Origin of the sequence: Massilia sp. S19_KUP03_FR1 (assembly GCF_036688685.1) — a bacterium.
In the GTDB taxonomy this organism is placed as follows: Bacteria; Pseudomonadota; Gammaproteobacteria; order Burkholderiales; family Burkholderiaceae_D; genus JALYUM01.
Map to the genome: position 1 here is coordinate 11193 of NZ_JAQQPS010000003.1, position 16772 is coordinate 27964.

General features: G+C 63.1%; 12 protein-coding genes. 2 read left to right on the plus strand and 10 right to left on the minus strand.

Features of this window, described 5'->3' with window-relative positions; all coding sequences use genetic code 11:
- Window positions 1-71: 71 nt before the first annotated feature.
- Together V6M87_RS03415 and V6M87_RS03420 are read right to left on the minus strand one after the other, a co-directional pair.
- Window positions 72-1325, minus strand: a complete 1254-nt coding sequence (locus V6M87_RS03415; protein ID WP_332848334.1) for a M20/M25/M40 family metallo-hydrolase — start codon at window positions 1323-1325, stop codon at window positions 72-74.
- A complete protein-coding gene (locus V6M87_RS03420; protein WP_332848335.1) occupies window positions 1322-2542 on the minus strand; it encodes a urate hydroxylase PuuD in 1221 nt (406 codons plus the stop codon). The genes V6M87_RS03415 and V6M87_RS03420 overlap by 4 nt, the downstream gene beginning before the upstream one ends.
- Window positions 2543-2648: 106 nt before the next feature.
- Between V6M87_RS03420 and V6M87_RS03425 the strand changes: the two genes are divergently transcribed.
- Entirely contained in the window at window positions 2649-3587 is a 939-nt protein-coding gene (locus V6M87_RS03425) for a LysR substrate-binding domain-containing protein (RefSeq protein ID WP_332848336.1), read from the plus strand.
- A gap of 24 nt (window positions 3588-3611) precedes the next feature.
- A complete protein-coding gene (locus V6M87_RS03430; protein WP_332848337.1) occupies window positions 3612-5357 on the plus strand; it encodes an allantoate amidohydrolase in 1746 nt (581 codons plus the stop codon).
- 144 nt (window positions 5358-5501) lie between these two features.
- On the opposite strand, the gene V6M87_RS03435 is transcribed toward V6M87_RS03430, so the two are convergent.
- The 8 genes from V6M87_RS03435 to V6M87_RS03470 all read right to left on the minus strand — a co-directional run bounded on the left by V6M87_RS03435 (window position 5502) and on the right by V6M87_RS03470 (window position 16711).
- Complete coding sequence (locus tag V6M87_RS03435) at window positions 5502-6662, minus strand: zinc-dependent alcohol dehydrogenase (RefSeq protein WP_332848338.1); 1161 nt, start codon at window positions 6660-6662, stop codon at window positions 5502-5504.
- A 150-nt stretch (window positions 6663-6812) separates the two neighbouring features.
- On the minus strand, window positions 6813-8060 hold the full coding sequence (locus V6M87_RS03440) for a Zn-dependent hydrolase (protein WP_332848339.1): 1248 nt from the start codon (window positions 8058-8060) through the stop codon (window positions 6813-6815).
- Window positions 8057-9460: a dihydropyrimidinase gene (hydA, locus tag V6M87_RS03445; protein ID WP_332848340.1), complete on the minus strand. Its 1404-nt coding sequence runs from the start codon at window positions 9458-9460 to the stop codon at window positions 8057-8059. The genes V6M87_RS03440 and hydA overlap by 4 nt, the downstream gene beginning before the upstream one ends.
- Window positions 9457-10953, minus strand: a complete 1497-nt coding sequence (locus V6M87_RS03450; protein ID WP_332848341.1) for an NCS1 family nucleobase:cation symporter-1 — start codon at window positions 10951-10953, stop codon at window positions 9457-9459. The genes hydA and V6M87_RS03450 overlap by 4 nt, the downstream gene beginning before the upstream one ends.
- 100 nt (window positions 10954-11053) lie before the next feature.
- Complete coding sequence (preA, locus tag V6M87_RS03455) at window positions 11054-12343, minus strand: NAD-dependent dihydropyrimidine dehydrogenase subunit PreA (protein WP_332848342.1); 1290 nt, start codon at window positions 12341-12343, stop codon at window positions 11054-11056.
- Complete coding sequence (locus V6M87_RS03460; protein ID WP_332848343.1) at window positions 12331-13707, minus strand: NAD(P)-dependent oxidoreductase; 1377 nt, start codon at window positions 13705-13707, stop codon at window positions 12331-12333. The genes preA and V6M87_RS03460 overlap by 13 nt, the downstream gene beginning before the upstream one ends.
- A 189-nt stretch (window positions 13708-13896) precedes the next feature.
- On the minus strand, window positions 13897-15390 hold the full coding sequence (locus tag V6M87_RS03465) for a CoA-acylating methylmalonate-semialdehyde dehydrogenase (RefSeq protein ID WP_332848344.1): 1494 nt from the start codon (window positions 15388-15390) through the stop codon (window positions 13897-13899).
- A 4-nt stretch (window positions 15391-15394) separates the two neighbouring features.
- A complete protein-coding gene (locus V6M87_RS03470) occupies window positions 15395-16711 on the minus strand; it encodes an aspartate aminotransferase family protein (RefSeq protein ID WP_332848345.1) in 1317 nt (438 codons plus the stop codon).
- Window positions 16712-16772: the final 61 nt, after the last annotated feature.

Below are 16772 nucleotides of genomic sequence, written 5' to 3' on the forward strand. Positions count from 1 at the left end.
CATGCCTTGATACCATATTTCAAAACAGAAAGCCATTCAAGGCGAATTTTTGTTTCGCAATCACCACGGCGTTACCTATTGGAATGGTGCGCAGCGTCGCCAAGGAAATCGAACAGCGTCAGCGCTACGACTTTGGTCGCACGCCGCAAATCTTCCAGCGCCAGCTTTTCATCGCCCTTCTTTGCATTCGACTCCGGCACCGTGCGCGGCCCGGCGCCGTACAGCACCGCCGGGATCCCGTGCTCGCCGTACAGGCGCGCGTCGGCATACAGTGGCGTGCCCTGGGCGGGAATCGTTTCGCCGAGGATGCCCAGGCCATTCGCCTGAAGGCTGGCCACCAGTTGTTCGGAGCCCGGCAATGGCCGCAGCGCATGCGACAGCAGCAGGCGTTTGATCTCGATGCGGATGCCGTCGACACCCGCCACCGCAGCCTCGATCAGCTGGCGCACCTGTGCTTCCACCGCCACCGGATCTTCCTCGGGAATCATGCGCCGGTCCATTTTAAGCACCACCTTGCCGGGCACCACATTGGTATTCGTGCCGCCATCGATGCGGCCCACCAGCATGGTCGGCGAGTCGATGCCCGCTACCTGCGACTTGATCTTTTTGAGATCCGGCAGCTGGCCGTAAATGGCATTGAGGATGCGCGTGGCCGCCTGCAGTGCGTCGTGCCCCGTCTCCGGCATCGCGCCGTGGCCGGATTTGCCGTGCACGGTGATTTCGAATTGCAGGCAGGCGTTGTGGGCGGTGACGATGTTGTAGCTGAAGCCGGCGGCAATCACGAAATCCGGCTTGGTCAGCTGTTGCTCCAGCAGCCAGCCCGGCCCCAGCAATCCGCCGAATTCTTCGTCGTACGTGAAGTGCAGCTCGACGCCGCCGTGCAAGGGCACACCCAGCGCTTCCAGCGCACGCACTGCGAAAATGTAGGTGGCGAAGTCGCCCTTCGAGACCGCCGTGGCGCGGCCGTACATAAAACCGTCTTCGATGACGGCGCCGTACGGCGGCCTGGTCCAGCCTTCGCCGGGCGGCACCACGTCGCCGTGGGCGTTCAGCGCAATGGTCGGGCCGCCGTCGCCATACGGTCGCCTGATGATCAGATTGGTGATGCTCTGCATGCCGTACTCAAACACTTGCTGCGCTGGCACGGCGTGCTTTTCCGCGCTCCAGCCGAACGCCGTGACCATGTCGGCGACGGCATCTGCGTGCGGTGCGTTGTTGCCGGGCGGCGTATCGGTCGGGATGCGCACCACGCCTTGCAGGAAGGCGACTTCCTCGTCAAAGTGGACGTCGATCCAGTCGGCCAGTTGCTGTTGAATGGGTGTCATTGCTTCGCTCCCGCGTTGTACCAGGCGCCGATTTGCGCGCGCTCGGCGTCCGTCATCCCGGTCAGGTTCGCCAGCGGCATCGCCTTCAGTTGTACCGCCTGTTGATAGATCTTTGCGGCGTGCTGCACGATCTGCGCGTCGGTGCTCAGTGCCATGCCGAGCGGCGCGGCAGTGAAGCCGGCCTGGGTCGGATGGTCGGCGTGGCACGCCACGCAGCGGGCGTCGATGATGGCCTTGACCTGCGCAAACTGCGCCTTTGCGTTGGCCACCGCCGGACCGGCCACCGGCGCCGGCGGCGCAATCGCCACGGCCACGCCGACCAGCAGCGCCAGCCCCAGCGCCGGATACTGAAATGCGATGCGGCCGCGATGTTTCAGGTTGAAGAAGTGGCGAATCAGGACGCCGGCCAGCATGATCCCGGCCAGCACCGCCCAGGCGTGCTCGTGGCGGTAGGTCATCGCGTAGTGGTTGCTGATCATGATGAACAGCACCGGCAACGTAAAATAATTATTGTGGACGCTGCGCTGCTTGGCTTTCAGGCCGTGGATCGGATCCGGCTTCTGGCCGGCCAGCATGGCATTGACCATCTTGCGCTGGCCGGGAATGATCAGCATCAGCACGTTCGCCACCATCATCGTGCCGATCATGGCGCCGACGTGGATGTAGGCCGCGCGGCCGCTCAGGAAGTGGCTCAGCACGTAGGCGCTGCCGACCAGGAAGGCGAACATCACGGCGCCGAACGCCAGATCGTGCTGGCCCAGTTTCGAGCGGCACAGCAAATCGTAGACGGTCCAGCCAACGACCAGACTGCCCAGACCCAATCCGATTGCCTGCAGGCTGGACAGGTCGGCCACGCTGCGGTCGACCATCATGGCCTGCGCATTGAAGTAGTAGACGATGGTCAGCAGCGCGAAGCCGGACAGCCAGGTCGAATACGCCTCCCATTTGAACCAGTGCAGCTCCTTCGGCAGTTCAGCCGGGGCGACAAGATACTTTTGCGGATTGTAAAAGCCGCCGCCGTGCACCGCCCACAGCTCGCCCGACACGCCCTTCTTCGCCAGCTCGGAGCCGGGCGCGGGCGGACGGATATTGTTGTCCAGCCAGACGAAATAGAAGGAAGCGCCGATCCAGGCGATGCCGGTGATCACATGCAGCCAGCGCACCAGCAAATTGAGCCATTCGAGGCTATATGGGACCAGGTGTCCGAGCACATCCATGCGGGAATTCCTTGCGGGGTGAATCGATCAGAATAAGCTGGTTTAATTTCGACAACATGAAAAATCAAGTATATTCAACATACTGTAAAACGCATAACATAAAAACATGGCCGCCCTGCCCCAGCACCTCGACATCCACCTGATCCGCATCCTGTATCTGCTGCTGGTGGAAAAGAACGTCTCGCGCGTGGCCATGAAACTCAACCAGCCGCAGCCGTCGATATCGGCGTCGCTGCGCAAGCTGCGCGAGTTGACCGGCGATCCGCTGCTGGTGCGCGGCGCGCGCGGCATGGTGCCGACCCAGCATGGCGAGAGTTTGCTGCTGCCAGCCAAGCGCATCCTCGACGAAACCGAGAGCCTGTTCGCAAAAAAAACCGAATTCGTGCCGCAGGAAGCCACGCGCACCTTCCATATTGCCGCACCTGACTACCTGGACAGCCAGTTTCTGCCGAATGTTGTCGCCGCGCTACGCCGCGGCTCGCCCAACAGCCGCGTGGTGATCCACAGCCTGGGCGCGGGCATGGACTATTTGCGCATGCTCTCCGATGGCGACGTCGACCTGGTCATCGCCAACTGGGACGAGCCACCGGCCCACCTGCACATCTCGAAACTGTTCGAGGACCCGATCGTCTGCACCATGCGCGCTGACAGCCCGTATGCGAAGCGCACGGCGGTCGATGCGATGACAGTCGACGACTATCTGAGCCTGCCGCACGTGGCGCCGTCGCAGATCCTGCCCGGCTACCAGGGCGTGATCGACGCCTTCCTCGAACGCCAGGGCATGCAGCGAAAAATTGCGGTGGAGTCGCCCTATTTTGGCCTGATCCCTTATATGCTGACGCAGACCGACCTGGTGCTCACCACCGGGCGCCAGTTCATGCGGTTTTATGAAAAGACGCTGCCGTTGAAAACGTTCGCGCTGCCGATCAAATTTCCGCCGATGCGCTTCTACCAGTTGTGGCACGAGCGCGTGCACCAGTCGCCCGAACACAAATGGCTGCGCGACCATGTGACGGCGGCGGCGCGCGCACTCGTGCAAAAATAACGCACCTCACTCCCTCCTTCGACCATGACCACTCTGTCCGACCTGAACGCCTGCGATCCGCTGATTTTCGTTGCCACCCTGCGCGGTATGTATGAGCATTCGCCGTGGATTCCGGCCGCCGCCGCCGCGCTGCGCCCGTTCACCAGCATCGCGGCCTTGAAACAGGCCTTGCAGGCGGCCGTGTACGCGGGCGGCGAAGACCAGCAACTGGCGCTGCTGCGCGCCCACCCTGAACTGGCGGGCAAGGCGGCGATTGCCGGCGAACTGACCGCGGAGTCCACCTGCGAGCAGGCGGCGTCGGGCCTGAACCTGTGCAGCGCAGAAGAATATGCGCAGCTGCATGCGTTAAATAGCGCGTACAACGCCAGATTCGGCTTCCCCTTCATCCTCGCGGTGAAGGGGCCGACCGGTGCGGGCCTGACCCGTCAGGCCATCATCGAGACCTTTGCGCGGCGCCTGAAAAACCAGCGCGGCGATGAACTGGCCGAAGCCCTGCGCCAGGTGCACCGCATCGCCGAAATCCGCCTCAACGATTTACTCAATGTGCGTCTCGCGTTCGGCCCGGCCATCATGGACTGGGCTGAGACGATTGCCGGCTGGAGCGATGCCGCCGACAACCTCACCTGCGCTTATATGACGCCGGCGCACGTGCGCACGGCGCAGCAGCTGCGTGACTGGATGGAGAACGCCGGCATGGTTGCCCACATCGACGCAGTCGGCAATGTCGTGGGCCGCTACGCCGCTGCGGATCCCGCCGCCAAAACGCTGATCACCGGCTCGCACTACGACACGGTGCGCGACGGCGGCAAATACGACGGCCGCCTCGGCATCCTGTTGCCGCTGGCCATCGTGCGGTTTTTACATGGCCGCGGCGAACGCCTGCCATACCACCTGGAAGTGGTCGGCTTCGCGGAAGAAGAAGGCGTGCGTTTTCGCAGCACCTTCCTGGGCAGTAATGCGCTGACCGGACGCTTCGATTTGACGCAGCTGGACCAGGTCGATGCCGATGGCGTGGCGATGCGCGACGCGCTGGCCGGCGCCGGCCATGACGTGGCCGCGATTGCCGCGATTGCGCGCGATCCAGCCACCTTGCTCGGCTTTGTCGAAGTGCATATCGAGCAGGGGCCGGTGCTGCTCGAACGCGGCTTGCCGCTGGGCGTGGTGACGGCCATTGCCGGCAGTTCGCGCTTCCTGGTGGCGCTGACCGGACTGGCCAGCCACGCGGGCACCACGCCCATGTCGATGCGCAAGGACGCCGCCGCCGCTGCGGCCGAGATCGTGCTGCTGGTGGAAGCGCGTTGCAGCGGGCGCGGCGCGCTGGTCGGCACGGTCGGACAGTTGCAGGTACCGAACGGGTCGGTGAACGTGATTCCCGGCGCGTGCCACCTGTCGCTCGATATCCGGGCGGCTGACGATGTGGCGCGGCTCGAAGCGGTGGCCGATATCCTGGCCGGGCTGGACGCGATCTGCGCGCGGCGTCAGGTTGAGGCCGCGGTGCAGAAGGTCGTGGAAGCGTCGGCCGCGCCGTGTGCGCCGCGGTTGATGGCGCAGTTGGGCGATGCGGTGGAACGTGCCGGCTTGCCGAGTTATGAACTGCTGTCGGGGGCCGGACATGATGCGATGGCGATGTCGGCGATCACCGACGTGGCCATGTTGTTTACGCGCTGTGGGAATGGGGGGATCAGCCATAACCGGCTGGAAACCATGACGGCCGATGATGCGGATATTGCGGCGGTGGTGTTGCTGGATTTTTTTCGTGGGCTACGCTAGTTCGCTTCTGATCAAAGGTGGTATAGGTCCCGGCCTGCGCCGGGATGACGATTTTAAAGCCGCTAGCCGAAAGACCGTCATCCCGGCGAAGGCCGGGACCCATAACCCGCAACCGAAGGCGCGGATCACGCACTGCCGAGACGATTACGGGGTCAACACCACCTTCCTGCAATCATCCTCCTTCTTGTCAAACATCTTGTACCCCTCCGCCGCCTGACTCAAATTCATCCGGTGCGAAATGATCGCATTCGGGTGCAGACGACCTTCCTCGATCGCCTTCAACAACTCCGGCATGAACTTCTGCACGTGCGTCTGCCCGGTTTTAAAGCCGATCCCCTTCTCGAACACGTCGCCGAACAGGAAGCCGTGAATGAACCCGGCATACACGCCCGGCACGCTGATGATGCCGCCCCGACGGCACGCCGCGATACACTGGCGCAGGGCCTTGCCGCTCGAGCCTTCCAGTTTCAGGTTGGCCATCACGGTTTCCAGTGCGCTGCCCTTGGCTTCAAAACCCACCGCATCGACCACACCGTCGACGCCACGCCCATCGGTCGCTTCCAGGATCACTTCAGCCGCATCGACGTCGTCGAAATTAATCGGAATCACGCCATACGTTTCGCGCGCAAAATCGAGGCGGTACTTGTGGTGGTCGACCATGAAAATGGTCTCGACGCCCAGCATGCGGGCCGACGCGGCCGCCATCTGGCCGACCGGACCGGCGCCAAAGATGGCCAGCGAGCCACCGCGCTTGACCTCGGTATTCACAACCGCCTGGTAACCGGTCGGCAGAATATCGCTGAGGAACAGCACCTGTTCGTCGGCCAGCCTGGTCGGAATCTTGATCGGGCCGACGTTCGCTTTCGGCACCCGCACGTACTCGGCCTGCCCGCCCGGCACGCCGCCGTACATGTGCGAAAAGCCGAACAGCGCCGCGCCCGAGCGCAGGCTTTTCTTGTTCATGATGGTGCCGCGGTCGGGATTGGTGGTTTCGCACGACGAAAACAGCTGCATGTCGCAAAAAAAGCAGGTGCCACAGGCGATTACGAAGGGCACCACCACGCGGTCACCCTTGGCAAGATTGGTGACGCCGGCGCCGGTTTCGACCACTTCGCCCATGAACTCGTGGCCAAGGATGTCGCCACTTTTCATGGCCGGGATTTTACCGCGGTACATGTGCAAATCCGAACCGCAGATGGCCGTGGCCGTCACGCGCAGGATGATGTCGTCGTCCTGCTGGAGGATCGGGTCGGGGACGTTATCGACGCGAACGTCGTGGCTGCCGTGGTAAGTCAATGCGCGCATTCTTGCTCCTGAAAGGATGTGAGAGACCAGGCCGATGCATACGAGGCGCATGGGACTGGACAGGTGACTCACAGGCTAACAAGCTACCAACAGTGCACGTATAAGAAAATACTACCTGTTCTTGTAGGAGAAACGCCAAGCAAAACACAACTATTTAACGGCGGAAACAACTTTCGCGCGCTCCAGCATGGCCAGCAGCAGCACATTGCAACCGGCTTCGAGGTGGTCCGCGCGTGCATCTTCGATTTCATTGTGGCTGATGCCATCCTTGCATGGCACGAAGATCATCCCGGACGGCGCCAGGCGCGCCGCGTAGATGGCATCGTGGCCGGCGCCGGAGACGACGTCCATCGTCGAGTAACCAAGTTCGGCAGTTGCAGCGCGCACTGCGTCCACGCAGTCGGGGTGGAACGGGCAAGGCGGGTAGTAGGACACCCGGTCGATCGCAATCGACAGGCCCGAATCCTGGCTGGTCTTGTCGATGAAGGCCAGCATTTCCTCGTGCATGGTGTTGAGCAGTGCGTCGTTCACATTGCGCAGGTCGATGGAGAATTTGACTTCGCCCGGAATCACATTGCGGCTGTTCGGGAACACGCTGACCATGCCGACGGTGCCGCGCCCGTACGGCGGATAGCGGTTCGCGATGGCCACCACTTCCTGCATGATGACAGTAGCCACCTGCAAGGCATCCTTGCGCAGGCCCATCGGCGTCGGCCCTGCATGCGCCTCCATGCCGGTGACCACGCAGTCGTACCACGACAAGCCCATTACCGCCGGCACCACGCCGATGACCTTGTCCGCGTCTTCCAGCACGGGACCCTGCTCGATGTGGGTTTCGAAGTAGGCGCCGATGGGATGCTCGCCCGGCACCTGCGAGCCCAGATAGCCGATCCGTTCCAGCTCGCTCTTGACGGTGCAGCCCTCGGTGTCTTTCGCTGCATACGCGGTTTCCAGGCTGAAGGCGCCGCAGAATACGCCCGAACCCATCATCACCGGCACGAAGCGCGAACCTTCTTCATTGGTCCAGAACGCGACTTCGATGGGCGCCTCGGTCTGGATGTTGTGGTCGTTGAGCGTGCGCACCACTTCCAGGCCGGCCAGCACGCCGTAGTTGCCGTCGAATTTGCCGCCGGTCGGCTGGGTGTCGATATGGCTGCCGGTGACGATCGGTGCCAGCGCCGGGTTGCTGCCTTCGCGGCGCATGAAGACGTTGCCGATCTGGTCGACGGTAATCGCGAGACCCGCATCCCTGCCCCATTGCACCACCAGGTCACGGCCCTGGCGATCCAGATCGGTCAGGGCCAGACGCTTGACGCCGCCCTTCGGCGTGGCGCCGATCTGCGCCAGTTCCATCAGCGCGTTCCACAGGCGCTCGCCCTTGATGCGTACCTTGTTCATGCTGCCTCCTTGTGGCCAGTGGAAGTGAAGGCGGGCCGGTCGATATGGCGGCCCGCCCCTGCCTCGGCGCGCAGGTCGCCGTTGTCGTACACGACTTTGCCGGCGGCCACCGTGTAGCTCGGGATACCCTTCACGGTGCGGCCCTCGAACACATTGAAGCCGCCTTTCGAATGCTGCGTCGCCGCGGACAGGGTCTTGGTTCCTGCCGGGTCCCAGACCACGATGTCGGCGTCCGCGCCCACTGCGATCAGGCCCTTGCGCGGATACATATTGAAAATTTGCGCAGCGTTGGTCGAGGTAACCTTGACGAATTCGGACGGCGTCAGCAGACCCGTATTGACGCCCGCATCCCAGATCACCGCCATGCGTTCTTCAACGCCGCCGCAGCCGTTCGGGATGCGCGTGAAATCGTTTTCTCCCATGCTTTTCTGGTCGGCGCAGAAGGTGCAGTGGTCGGTGGCGGTCGTGTGCAGGTTACCCGCCTGCAGGCCATGCCACAGCGCCGCCTGGTGGTGCTTGCTGCGAAACGGTGGGCTCATCACGTGCGCACGCGCATAGGCGGGATCGGGATTGGTGTAGACGCTGTCGTCGATGACGAGGTGGCCGGCCAGCGCTTCGCCGTAGACGCGCTGGCCCTTGGCGCGCGCGCGCGCAATCGCATCGAGCGATTCTTCGCACGAGACGTGAACGATGTAGACCGGGGTGCCCAGCACGTTGGCAATCGCAATCGCACGATTCGCCGCTTCCGCCTCCACTTCGGGCGGGCGCGACATCGGGTGCGCTTGCGCACCGGTGATCCCGCGCGCCAGCAAATCCTTCTGCAACTGGAATACCAGCTCGCCGTTTTCCGCGTGCACGGTGGGAATTGCGCCCAGTTCGAGCGACCGTTTAAAACTGTGCACCAGCGTTTCATCATCGGCCATGATGGCGTTTTTATAGGCCATGAAGTGCTTGAAACTGTTCACGCCGTGGTCGCGCACCAGCGTGCCCATGTCCGCGTGCACCTGGTCGCTCCACCACGTGACGGCCACGTGGAAGGTGTAGTCGCCGGCCGATTTGGCGGCCCAGCCGCGCCAGGTGTGGTAGGCCTCGAGCAGCGACTGCTGCGGTGCCGGAATCACGAAATCCATGATGGTGGTGGTGCCGCCGGCCAGCCCCGCCGCGGTGCCGGTAAAGAAATCGTCGGACGTGACGGTGCCCATGAACGGCAGCTGCATGTGGGTGTGGGTGTCGATCCCGCCCGGCATCACGTACTGGCCGGTCGCATCGATGATGATGGCGTGCGGCGGCGCTTCCAGGTTCTCGCCGACCGCAATGATCTTGTCGCCAAAGCACATCACATCGGCGCGGAAGGCGCGGTCGGCGTTCACCACGGTGCCGCCTTTGATAAGGGTAGTCATGGTCGTTCTCCTGTCAGATGGGCGGTACGCAGCGCGGGCAGGGGTTTCCCTTTCATCATGGCGCCGTACACCAGCGCCGAGATGAGTACGCCGACGAACCAGGCATAGGTATAAATGGTCTTGAAGGTGGCGCCGATGTCCCCGAACGAGGCAGGAAAGGCGGCGTTCAGGAAGCCGGGAATGTTCGGCGCCACGCCGACGATGAAGGCGACGACGGCGGCCATGTTCCACCCGCTCCCGTACGAATAGGCGCCGTTGTCGACGTACAGCTGGTCGACCTGCAACTCGGTCTTGCGGATGAAATAGTAGTCGATGATCAGGATGCCGGCGATGGGGCCGAGCAGCGCCGAATAGCCGGTCAGCCAGGTAAAAATATAACCCTGCGTGGTTTCCAGCACTTTCCACGGCATCATCACCAGCGCGATGCCGGCCGTGAGGTAGCCGCCGGTACGGTAGCTGATGGTGCGCGGCGCCAGCGCAGAAAAATCGTAGGCCGGACCGACCAGGTTGGCGGCCAGGTTCACGCTGACGGTATCGATCAGCAGGATCACCAGCGCCACCAGCACCAGCGCGCCCTGCATGCGGCTGGCCAGGTCGACCGGGTCCCAGATCGCCTTGCCATACAGGACCACGGTGGCCGAGGTGACGATGACGGCCAGCGCGGCCAGCAAACCCATCGGTAGCGGCAGGCCGATGGTCTGGCCGATGATCTGGTCTTTCTGGGTTTTCGCGAACCGCGTGAAATCAGGGATGTTCAGCGCCAGCGTGGCCCAGAAGCCGACCATGGCGGTCAGCGATGGCCAGAAGGTGGCCCAGAACTGACCGGCTTTTTTGCCACCGGCGACAAATTGCGAGGGCTGGTCGAGCAGGTTGCCGAAGCCGCCGGCCCGGTTATGCACCCACGCCAGCAGCAGGAAGCAGATCACGATTTTCAAAGGCGCGGTCCACGTTTCCAGCCTGCGGATCGACTCCATGCCGTGCACGATGTAGTACAGCTGGATGGCCCAGAACGCGAGAAAGCAGACAAGTTGACCGGCGTTGATGCCGAGACCTCGAATGGCCTCGCCACCGATCGGCTGGCCCATCAGCACGCCCAGCAGCGTGTAGATCATGCTACCGCCGAACCAGGTCTGGATGCCGTACCAGCCGCAGGCGACGATCGCCCGCATCAGGGCCGGCAGTTTCGCGCCGCTGGTGCCGAACGAGGCGCGCGCCAGCACCGCGTACGGAATGCCGTATTTGGTGCCGGCGTGGCCGATCAGCAGCATCGGCACCAGCACGATGGCGTTGGCCAGGAACACGGTGAAGATGGCCTGGTAGCCGGACATGCCGGATTCAATCAGGCTGCTTGATAAGGTGTAGGCCGGGATGCACATGACCATGCCGACCCATAGCGCGGCGAAGTGGTACCAGCGCCAGGTACGCTGGGCGGGCGTGGTGGGCGCCAGATCGGGGTTCCAGAGGTGTGTGCTGGTTTGCAGGTCTGTGGTCAAGATCGTGACTCCGTCGTTTGGCAAAGGGGACGTACTATGACACTGGAAAAAATCGACACATTTAACGGATATGAGAGTAACAGGGAAGCAAGCATTGCGGTCACCCCGCCAGCTTCTCTTCCAGCACCGCATGCGGATTGCGCCGGTCCTGCGTCCAGTTCATGAACGGCTTGCCGGTCTGCTGCGGCACCATGGTGATGCACGCCTCCACCGGACAGGTGATTTCACACAGATTACACCCCACGCACTCTGCATCGATCACCTCGTAGGTGCGCACCCCCGCTTCGCCGATCAGCTGGGCAATCGACTGGTGCGACGTGTCTTCGCACGCCACGTAGCACTTGCCGCACTTGATGCACTTCTCCTGGTCGATGTGGGCAATGACCTGGTAGTTCATGTCCAGGTATTTCCAGTCGGTGGTATTCGGCACCGCCTTACCAGAAAACGCGGCGATGTTGGCGTAGCCCTTCTCGTCCATCCAGCGCGACAGGCCATCCTTCATCTCTTCGACGATGCGAAAGCCATGCAGCATGGCGGCCGTGCAGACCTGCACCGAGCCCGCGCCGAGCGCGATGAATTCAGCCGCATCGCGCCAGTTGCCAATGCCGCCGATGCCGGAAATCGGCAGGCCGCGCGTGAGCGGGTCGCGCGCAATCTCGGCCACCATGTTCAGCGCGATCGGCTTGACGGCCGAACCGCAATAGCCGCCGTGGGTGCTGGCGTTGCCGACGATCGGAAACGCGATCATGCGGTCGAGGTCGAGGTGGGTGATCGAGTTGATGGTGTTGATCAGCGAGACCGCGTCCGCCCCGCCGGCCAGTGCCGCCCGCGCCGGTGCGCGCACGTCGGTAATGTTGGGTGTGAGTTTCACGATGACGGGCAGGCGCGTATGCTTCTTGCACCAGGCGGTCACCATTTGCACGTATTCCGGCACCTGGCCCACCGCCGCGCCCATGCCGCGTTCCGGCATGCCGTGCGGGCAGCCGAAATTGAGCTCGATGCCGTCGGCGCCGGTGGCTTCCACTTGCGGCAAAATCGCCGCCCACAGCGCTTCTTCGCAGGGCAGCATCAGCGAGACGATCATGGCGCGGTCGGGCCAGTCCTTTTTCACCTGGGTGATTTCGCGCAGGTTGATGTCCAGGCTGCGGTCGGTAATCAGCTCGATGTTATTAAAGCCGATCACTTCGCGGTTCTTGCCGTAGTGGGCCGAGTAGCGCGAGGACACATTCACCGCGGCCGGGTCTTCGCCCAGCGTTTTCCACACCACGCCGCCCCACCCGGCTTCGAAGGCGCGCACGACGTTGTAGGCCTTGTCGGTGGGCGGCGCGGACGCCAGCCAGAAGGGATTGGGCGACTTGATGCCGCAAAAGTTGATGCTCAGGTCGGCCATGCTGCCCCCGTTTTGAATTGGATATCTTGATGGATGGCGTGTGCGGCCAGTTTGCCGTGCTGGACCGCCTGCACCGTCAGGTCCTGGCCCGGTGCCACGCAATCGCCGCCCGCGTAAATGCCTGCCACGCTGGTGCGGAAATGGTCGTCGACGGCGATCTTGTCGCCCTGGCGCGCGATGGCGCCGGCCAGGTCGTCGGACAGGCTGACCGCTTCCATGCTCTGGCCGATGGCCTTGAAAACGGCATCGGCGGCGATGTCGATGGTCGCGCCGGTACCGGCCAGGCGCGTCCCTTTGAGCGCCGTCTCTTCGAAGCGCATGCCCATCACGCGGCCGGTGTCGGTCAACAACACCTCGAGCGGCGCGGCCCAGGTGCGGATGCGCACGAAATTGGCTTTGGCGATAGCGATCTCGTGGTGGGTGGCGCTCATCGCGTCGAGTCCGCGCCGGTACACCAGCGTGACGTCTTCAGCGCCCATGTGCTTGATCTGCACCGCCATGTCGATGGCGGTATTACCGGCGCCAATGACGATGGCGCGGCGCGGGACCGGCAGGCAAGCCAGGTCCTGCGCCTGGCGCAGCGTGGCGATGTAGTCGATGGCGGACATCAGGCCCGGTGCGTGTTCGCCGGTGAGGCCGAGCTGGCGGCTGGCAGTCAGGCCAATGCCGAGAAACACCGCGTCATACCGGACATGCAAATCCTGCAGGTGCAGGTTGACGCCCAGGGCATAGCCGGTGCGTACTTCAATGCCGCCGATCTCCAGCAGGAACGCCACCTCTTCCTGCGCGACATCGCCCGGCAGCTTGTATTTGGCGATGCCGTATTCGTTCAGGCCACCGGCCTTGGCGTTCGCTTCAAACACGATAACGTCGTTGCCCAGCATGGCCAGGCGGTGCGCACAGGACAGGCCGGCCGGACCCGCGCCGACCACCGCGATGGTTTTGCCGGTAGCGGGTGCGCGTTCGAACGGATGCTGATTGAAGGTGGCGTGATCGATGGCGTGGCGCTGCAGCAGGCCGATTTTGACGGGCTGGTGTTCCTCCATGTGGTTGCGCACGCAGGCATCTTCGCACAGGATTTCGGTCGGGCAGACGCGTGAACAGGCGCCGCCAAAAATATTCTGTTTGAGGATGTTGTGGGCGGCGCCGTTGAGGTTGCCGTCGTGGATATTGCGGATGAAGCTGGCGACGTCGATGCCGGTCGGGCAGGCGTGCATGCAGGGCGCGTCGTAACAATACAGGCAGCGCGCCGCTTCGATGGCGGCCTGGCGGCTGGTGAGCGCCGGCGCCAGGTCGGTGAACTGCCGCGCCAGCGCTTCGCTGGCGCTGGTCGAAGGTGGCAGGTGCTTGAGTGACTCGATCATCTTGATCCTATCTAATTATATGGCGCCGCATCTATCACCACCGCACCAAAAACCGTCATCCCGGCGAAGGCCGGGACCCATACCACTTATGATCAGCGACGACACCAAGCGAAGGTGCTATAGGTTCCCGCCTGCGCGGGAATGACGGTCTCAAGTGAAACGATGAAATGACAATTCGGGAGGTTCTGCTTACTTCATCTGTGGGAATGCAAATTCCGCGCCAGCGCTTGCTGTATTTGGCCAGCGCTGCATCACCGCCTTGTGGCGCGTATAAAACCGGATCCCTTCCGGCCCGTACGCGTGATGGTCGCCGAACAAACTCTTCTTCCATCCGCCAAAACTGTTGAACGCCATCGGCACCGGCAGCGGCACATTCACCCCCACCATCCCCACCTGCACCAGCCGCACGAATTCGCGCGCAACGCCGCCGTCACGGGTGTAAATCGCCACGCCATTGCCATATTCATTCGCGTTGATCAGTTCCAGAGCCGAACCCACGTCCGGCAAGCGCACCATGCACAGTACCGGCCCGAAGATCTCTTCCTTGTAGATGCTCATCGATGGCAGCACCTGGTCGAACAGCGTGCCGCCGACAAAGAAGCCGTTTTCGCGCCCGGCCACCTTGAAATTGCGGCCATCGACCAGCAACTCGGCGCCCGCCTCGACACCCTCGCCGATCAGCCTTTCGATGCGCTGCTTCGCGGCCGAGGAAACGACCGGCCCCATTTCCGCACCAGCAGCCATGCCGTCGTCCACCTTCAGTGCAGCGGTGCGACTTTTCAGTGCGGTGGCCAGCTTGTCGCCGGCGTCGCCAATCGCCACCACCACCGAGATGGCCATGCAGCGCTCCCCCGCCGAACCGAACGCCGCACCCATCAAGGCATCGACCGCCATCTCCATGTCGGCATCCGGCATGACCACCATGTGGTTCTTGGCGCCGCCCAGCGCCTGCACGCGCTTGCCGGCAGCGCTGCCGCGCGCGTAGATGTATTCGGCAATCGGGGTCGAGCCGACAAAGCTGATCGCCTGCACATCCGGGTTGTCCAGCAACGCGTCGACGGTGATTTTGTCGCCCTGGATGACGTTGAAGACGCCGTCCGGCAAACCGGCCTGCTTGAGCAATTTGGCGTGCAGCAGCGAGGCCGACGGATCCCGCTCGGACGGTTTCAGGATGAAGGTGTTGCCGCATGCGAGCGCGACCGGGAACATCCACATCGGCACCATCACGGGAAAATTGAATGGCGTGATGCCGGCCACGACGCCGAGCGGCTGGCGCATCGACCAGGCGTCGATGCCGCGCGCGATCTGGTCGGTGAATTCGCCCTTGAGCAGGTGCGGAATGCCGACCGCAAATTCAACCACTTCAATGCCGCGTGCCACTTCGCCCTGGGCATCGCTGAAGGTCTTGCCGTGTTCGCGCGTGAGCATGGCCGCAAACGCATCGGTGTGCTCCTGGCACAGCTGCAGGTATTTGAAGAGCACGCGCGCGCGCGCCAGCGGCGGGGTGTTCGACCAGGCCGGGAACGCGGCCAGCGCGGCGGCGACGGCGGCATTCACTTCTTCGCTGGTGCCCAGCGCGACCTGCGCACAAGGTTCGCCCACGGCCGGATTGAAGACATCGGCAACGCGGCCGCTGGTACTGGCGACGACAGCGCCGTCGATGAAATGGCTGATGGTTTCCATAGTTTCAATCCAGGTTGTGAAGGACAGTGGCGAGCTTGCCGAACAATTCGTCGATATGCGCTTTTTCCAGCACCAGCGGCGGCGACAGCGCGATGATGTCGCCGGTGGTGCGGATCAGCACGCCATCGGCAAACGCCTTCTTGAACGCGGTGAAGGCGCGCAAGCCAGGCTTGCCAGCGATGGGCGCCAGCTCAATGCCGGCGATCAGGCCGATGGTGCGGATGTCGATCACGTGCGGCAGGCCTTTGAGCGAGTGCACCGCGTCTTCCCAATACTGCTGCATGGAGGCAGCATGCGCCAGGATGTCCTGTTCCGCAAACACGTCCAGCGTGGCCAGCGCCGCTGCGCACGCGAGCGGATGGCCGGAATAGGTGTAGCCGTGGAATAGCTCGATGCCGGACGGGGCGTCCATGAAGGTGTCGTGGATGAAGGCCTTGGAGAACACGGCGCCCATCGGGACCATGCCGTTGGTGAGGCCCTTGGCGGTCGTCATCAGGTCCGGCTCGACCTCGAAATAGTCGGCGGCAAACGGCGTGGTGAGGCGCCCGAAGCCGGTGATGACTTCGTCGAAAATGAGCAGGATGCCGTGCTTGGTGCACAGTTCGCGCAGGCGCTTCAGGTAGCCCTTGGGCGGGATCAGCACGCCGGTGGAGCCGGCCACCGGCTCGACGATGACGGCGGCAATGGTCGACGCATCGTGCAGCGCGACGATGCGTTCGAGTTCGTCGGCCAGGTTCATGCCGTGTTCCGGTTCGCCGCGCGTGTAGGCGTTGCGTTCGAGGTTGTGGGTGTGCGGCAGGTGGTCGACGCCTGGCAGCAGCGGGCCGAACTGTTTGCGGTTGGGGCCGATGCCACCGACCGACAGGCCACCAAAACCCACGCCGTGGTAGCCACGCTCGCGCCCGATCAGACGCGTGCGGCTGCCTTCGCCGCGCATGCGGTGATAAGACAGCGCCATCTTGAGCGCCGTGTCCACCGCTTCCGAGCCGGAGTTCGTATAGAACACATGGCCGAACTTATGGTTCGTGTACGTCATCAAACGTTCGGCCAGGTCGAACGCGGCCGGGTGGCCCATCTGGAAGGTGGGCGCGAAATCGAGCTGGCCGACCATCTCGCGGATGGCAGCCACGATGCGTGGCTGGTTATGGCCGCACGGAACGCACCACAGGCCGGCGGCGCCGTCGAGGATGGCATTGCCATCGACATCCTTGTAGTACATGCCTTCGGCCGAGACCAGCAGGCGCGGGTTGGCCTTGAAGTCGCGGTTGTTCGTAAAGGGCATCCAGAATGAAGCCATGGAGGCGGGTCGGGACTGGTTCATGCAGTTTCTCCAGGAATTTTACGATGGCCAAAAAAATTTACCAGTTGGCAAAATGATGATG

Coding starts and splice junctions, on each gene's coding strand:
- V6M87_RS03415 (WP_332848334.1), bottom strand. CDS start 1,325: ATGACACCCATTCAACAGCAACTGGCCGACTGGATCGACGTCCACTTT.
- V6M87_RS03420 (WP_332848335.1), bottom strand. CDS start 2,542: ATGGATGTGCTCGGACACCTGGTCCCATATAGCCTCGAATGGCTCAAT.
- V6M87_RS03425 (WP_332848336.1), top strand. CDS start 2,649: ATGGCCGCCCTGCCCCAGCACCTCGACATCCACCTGATCCGCATCCTG.
- V6M87_RS03430 (WP_332848337.1), top strand. CDS start 3,612: ATGACCACTCTGTCCGACCTGAACGCCTGCGATCCGCTGATTTTCGTT.
- V6M87_RS03435 (WP_332848338.1), bottom strand. CDS start 6,662: ATGCGCGCATTGACTTACCACGGCAGCCACGACGTTCGCGTCGATAAC.
- V6M87_RS03440 (WP_332848339.1), bottom strand. CDS start 8,060: ATGAACAAGGTACGCATCAAGGGCGAGCGCCTGTGGAACGCGCTGATG.
- hydA (WP_332848340.1), bottom strand. CDS start 9,460: ATGACTACCCTTATCAAAGGCGGCACCGTGGTGAACGCCGACCGCGCC.
- preA (WP_332848342.1), bottom strand. CDS start 12,343: ATGGCCGACCTGAGCATCAACTTTTGCGGCATCAAGTCGCCCAATCCC.
- V6M87_RS03460 (WP_332848343.1), bottom strand. CDS start 13,707: ATGATCGAGTCACTCAAGCACCTGCCACCTTCGACCAGCGCCAGCGAA.
- V6M87_RS03465 (WP_332848344.1), bottom strand. CDS start 15,390: ATGGAAACCATCAGCCATTTCATCGACGGCGCTGTCGTCGCCAGTACC.
- V6M87_RS03470 (WP_332848345.1), bottom strand. CDS start 16,711: ATGAACCAGTCCCGACCCGCCTCCATGGCTTCATTCTGGATGCCCTTT.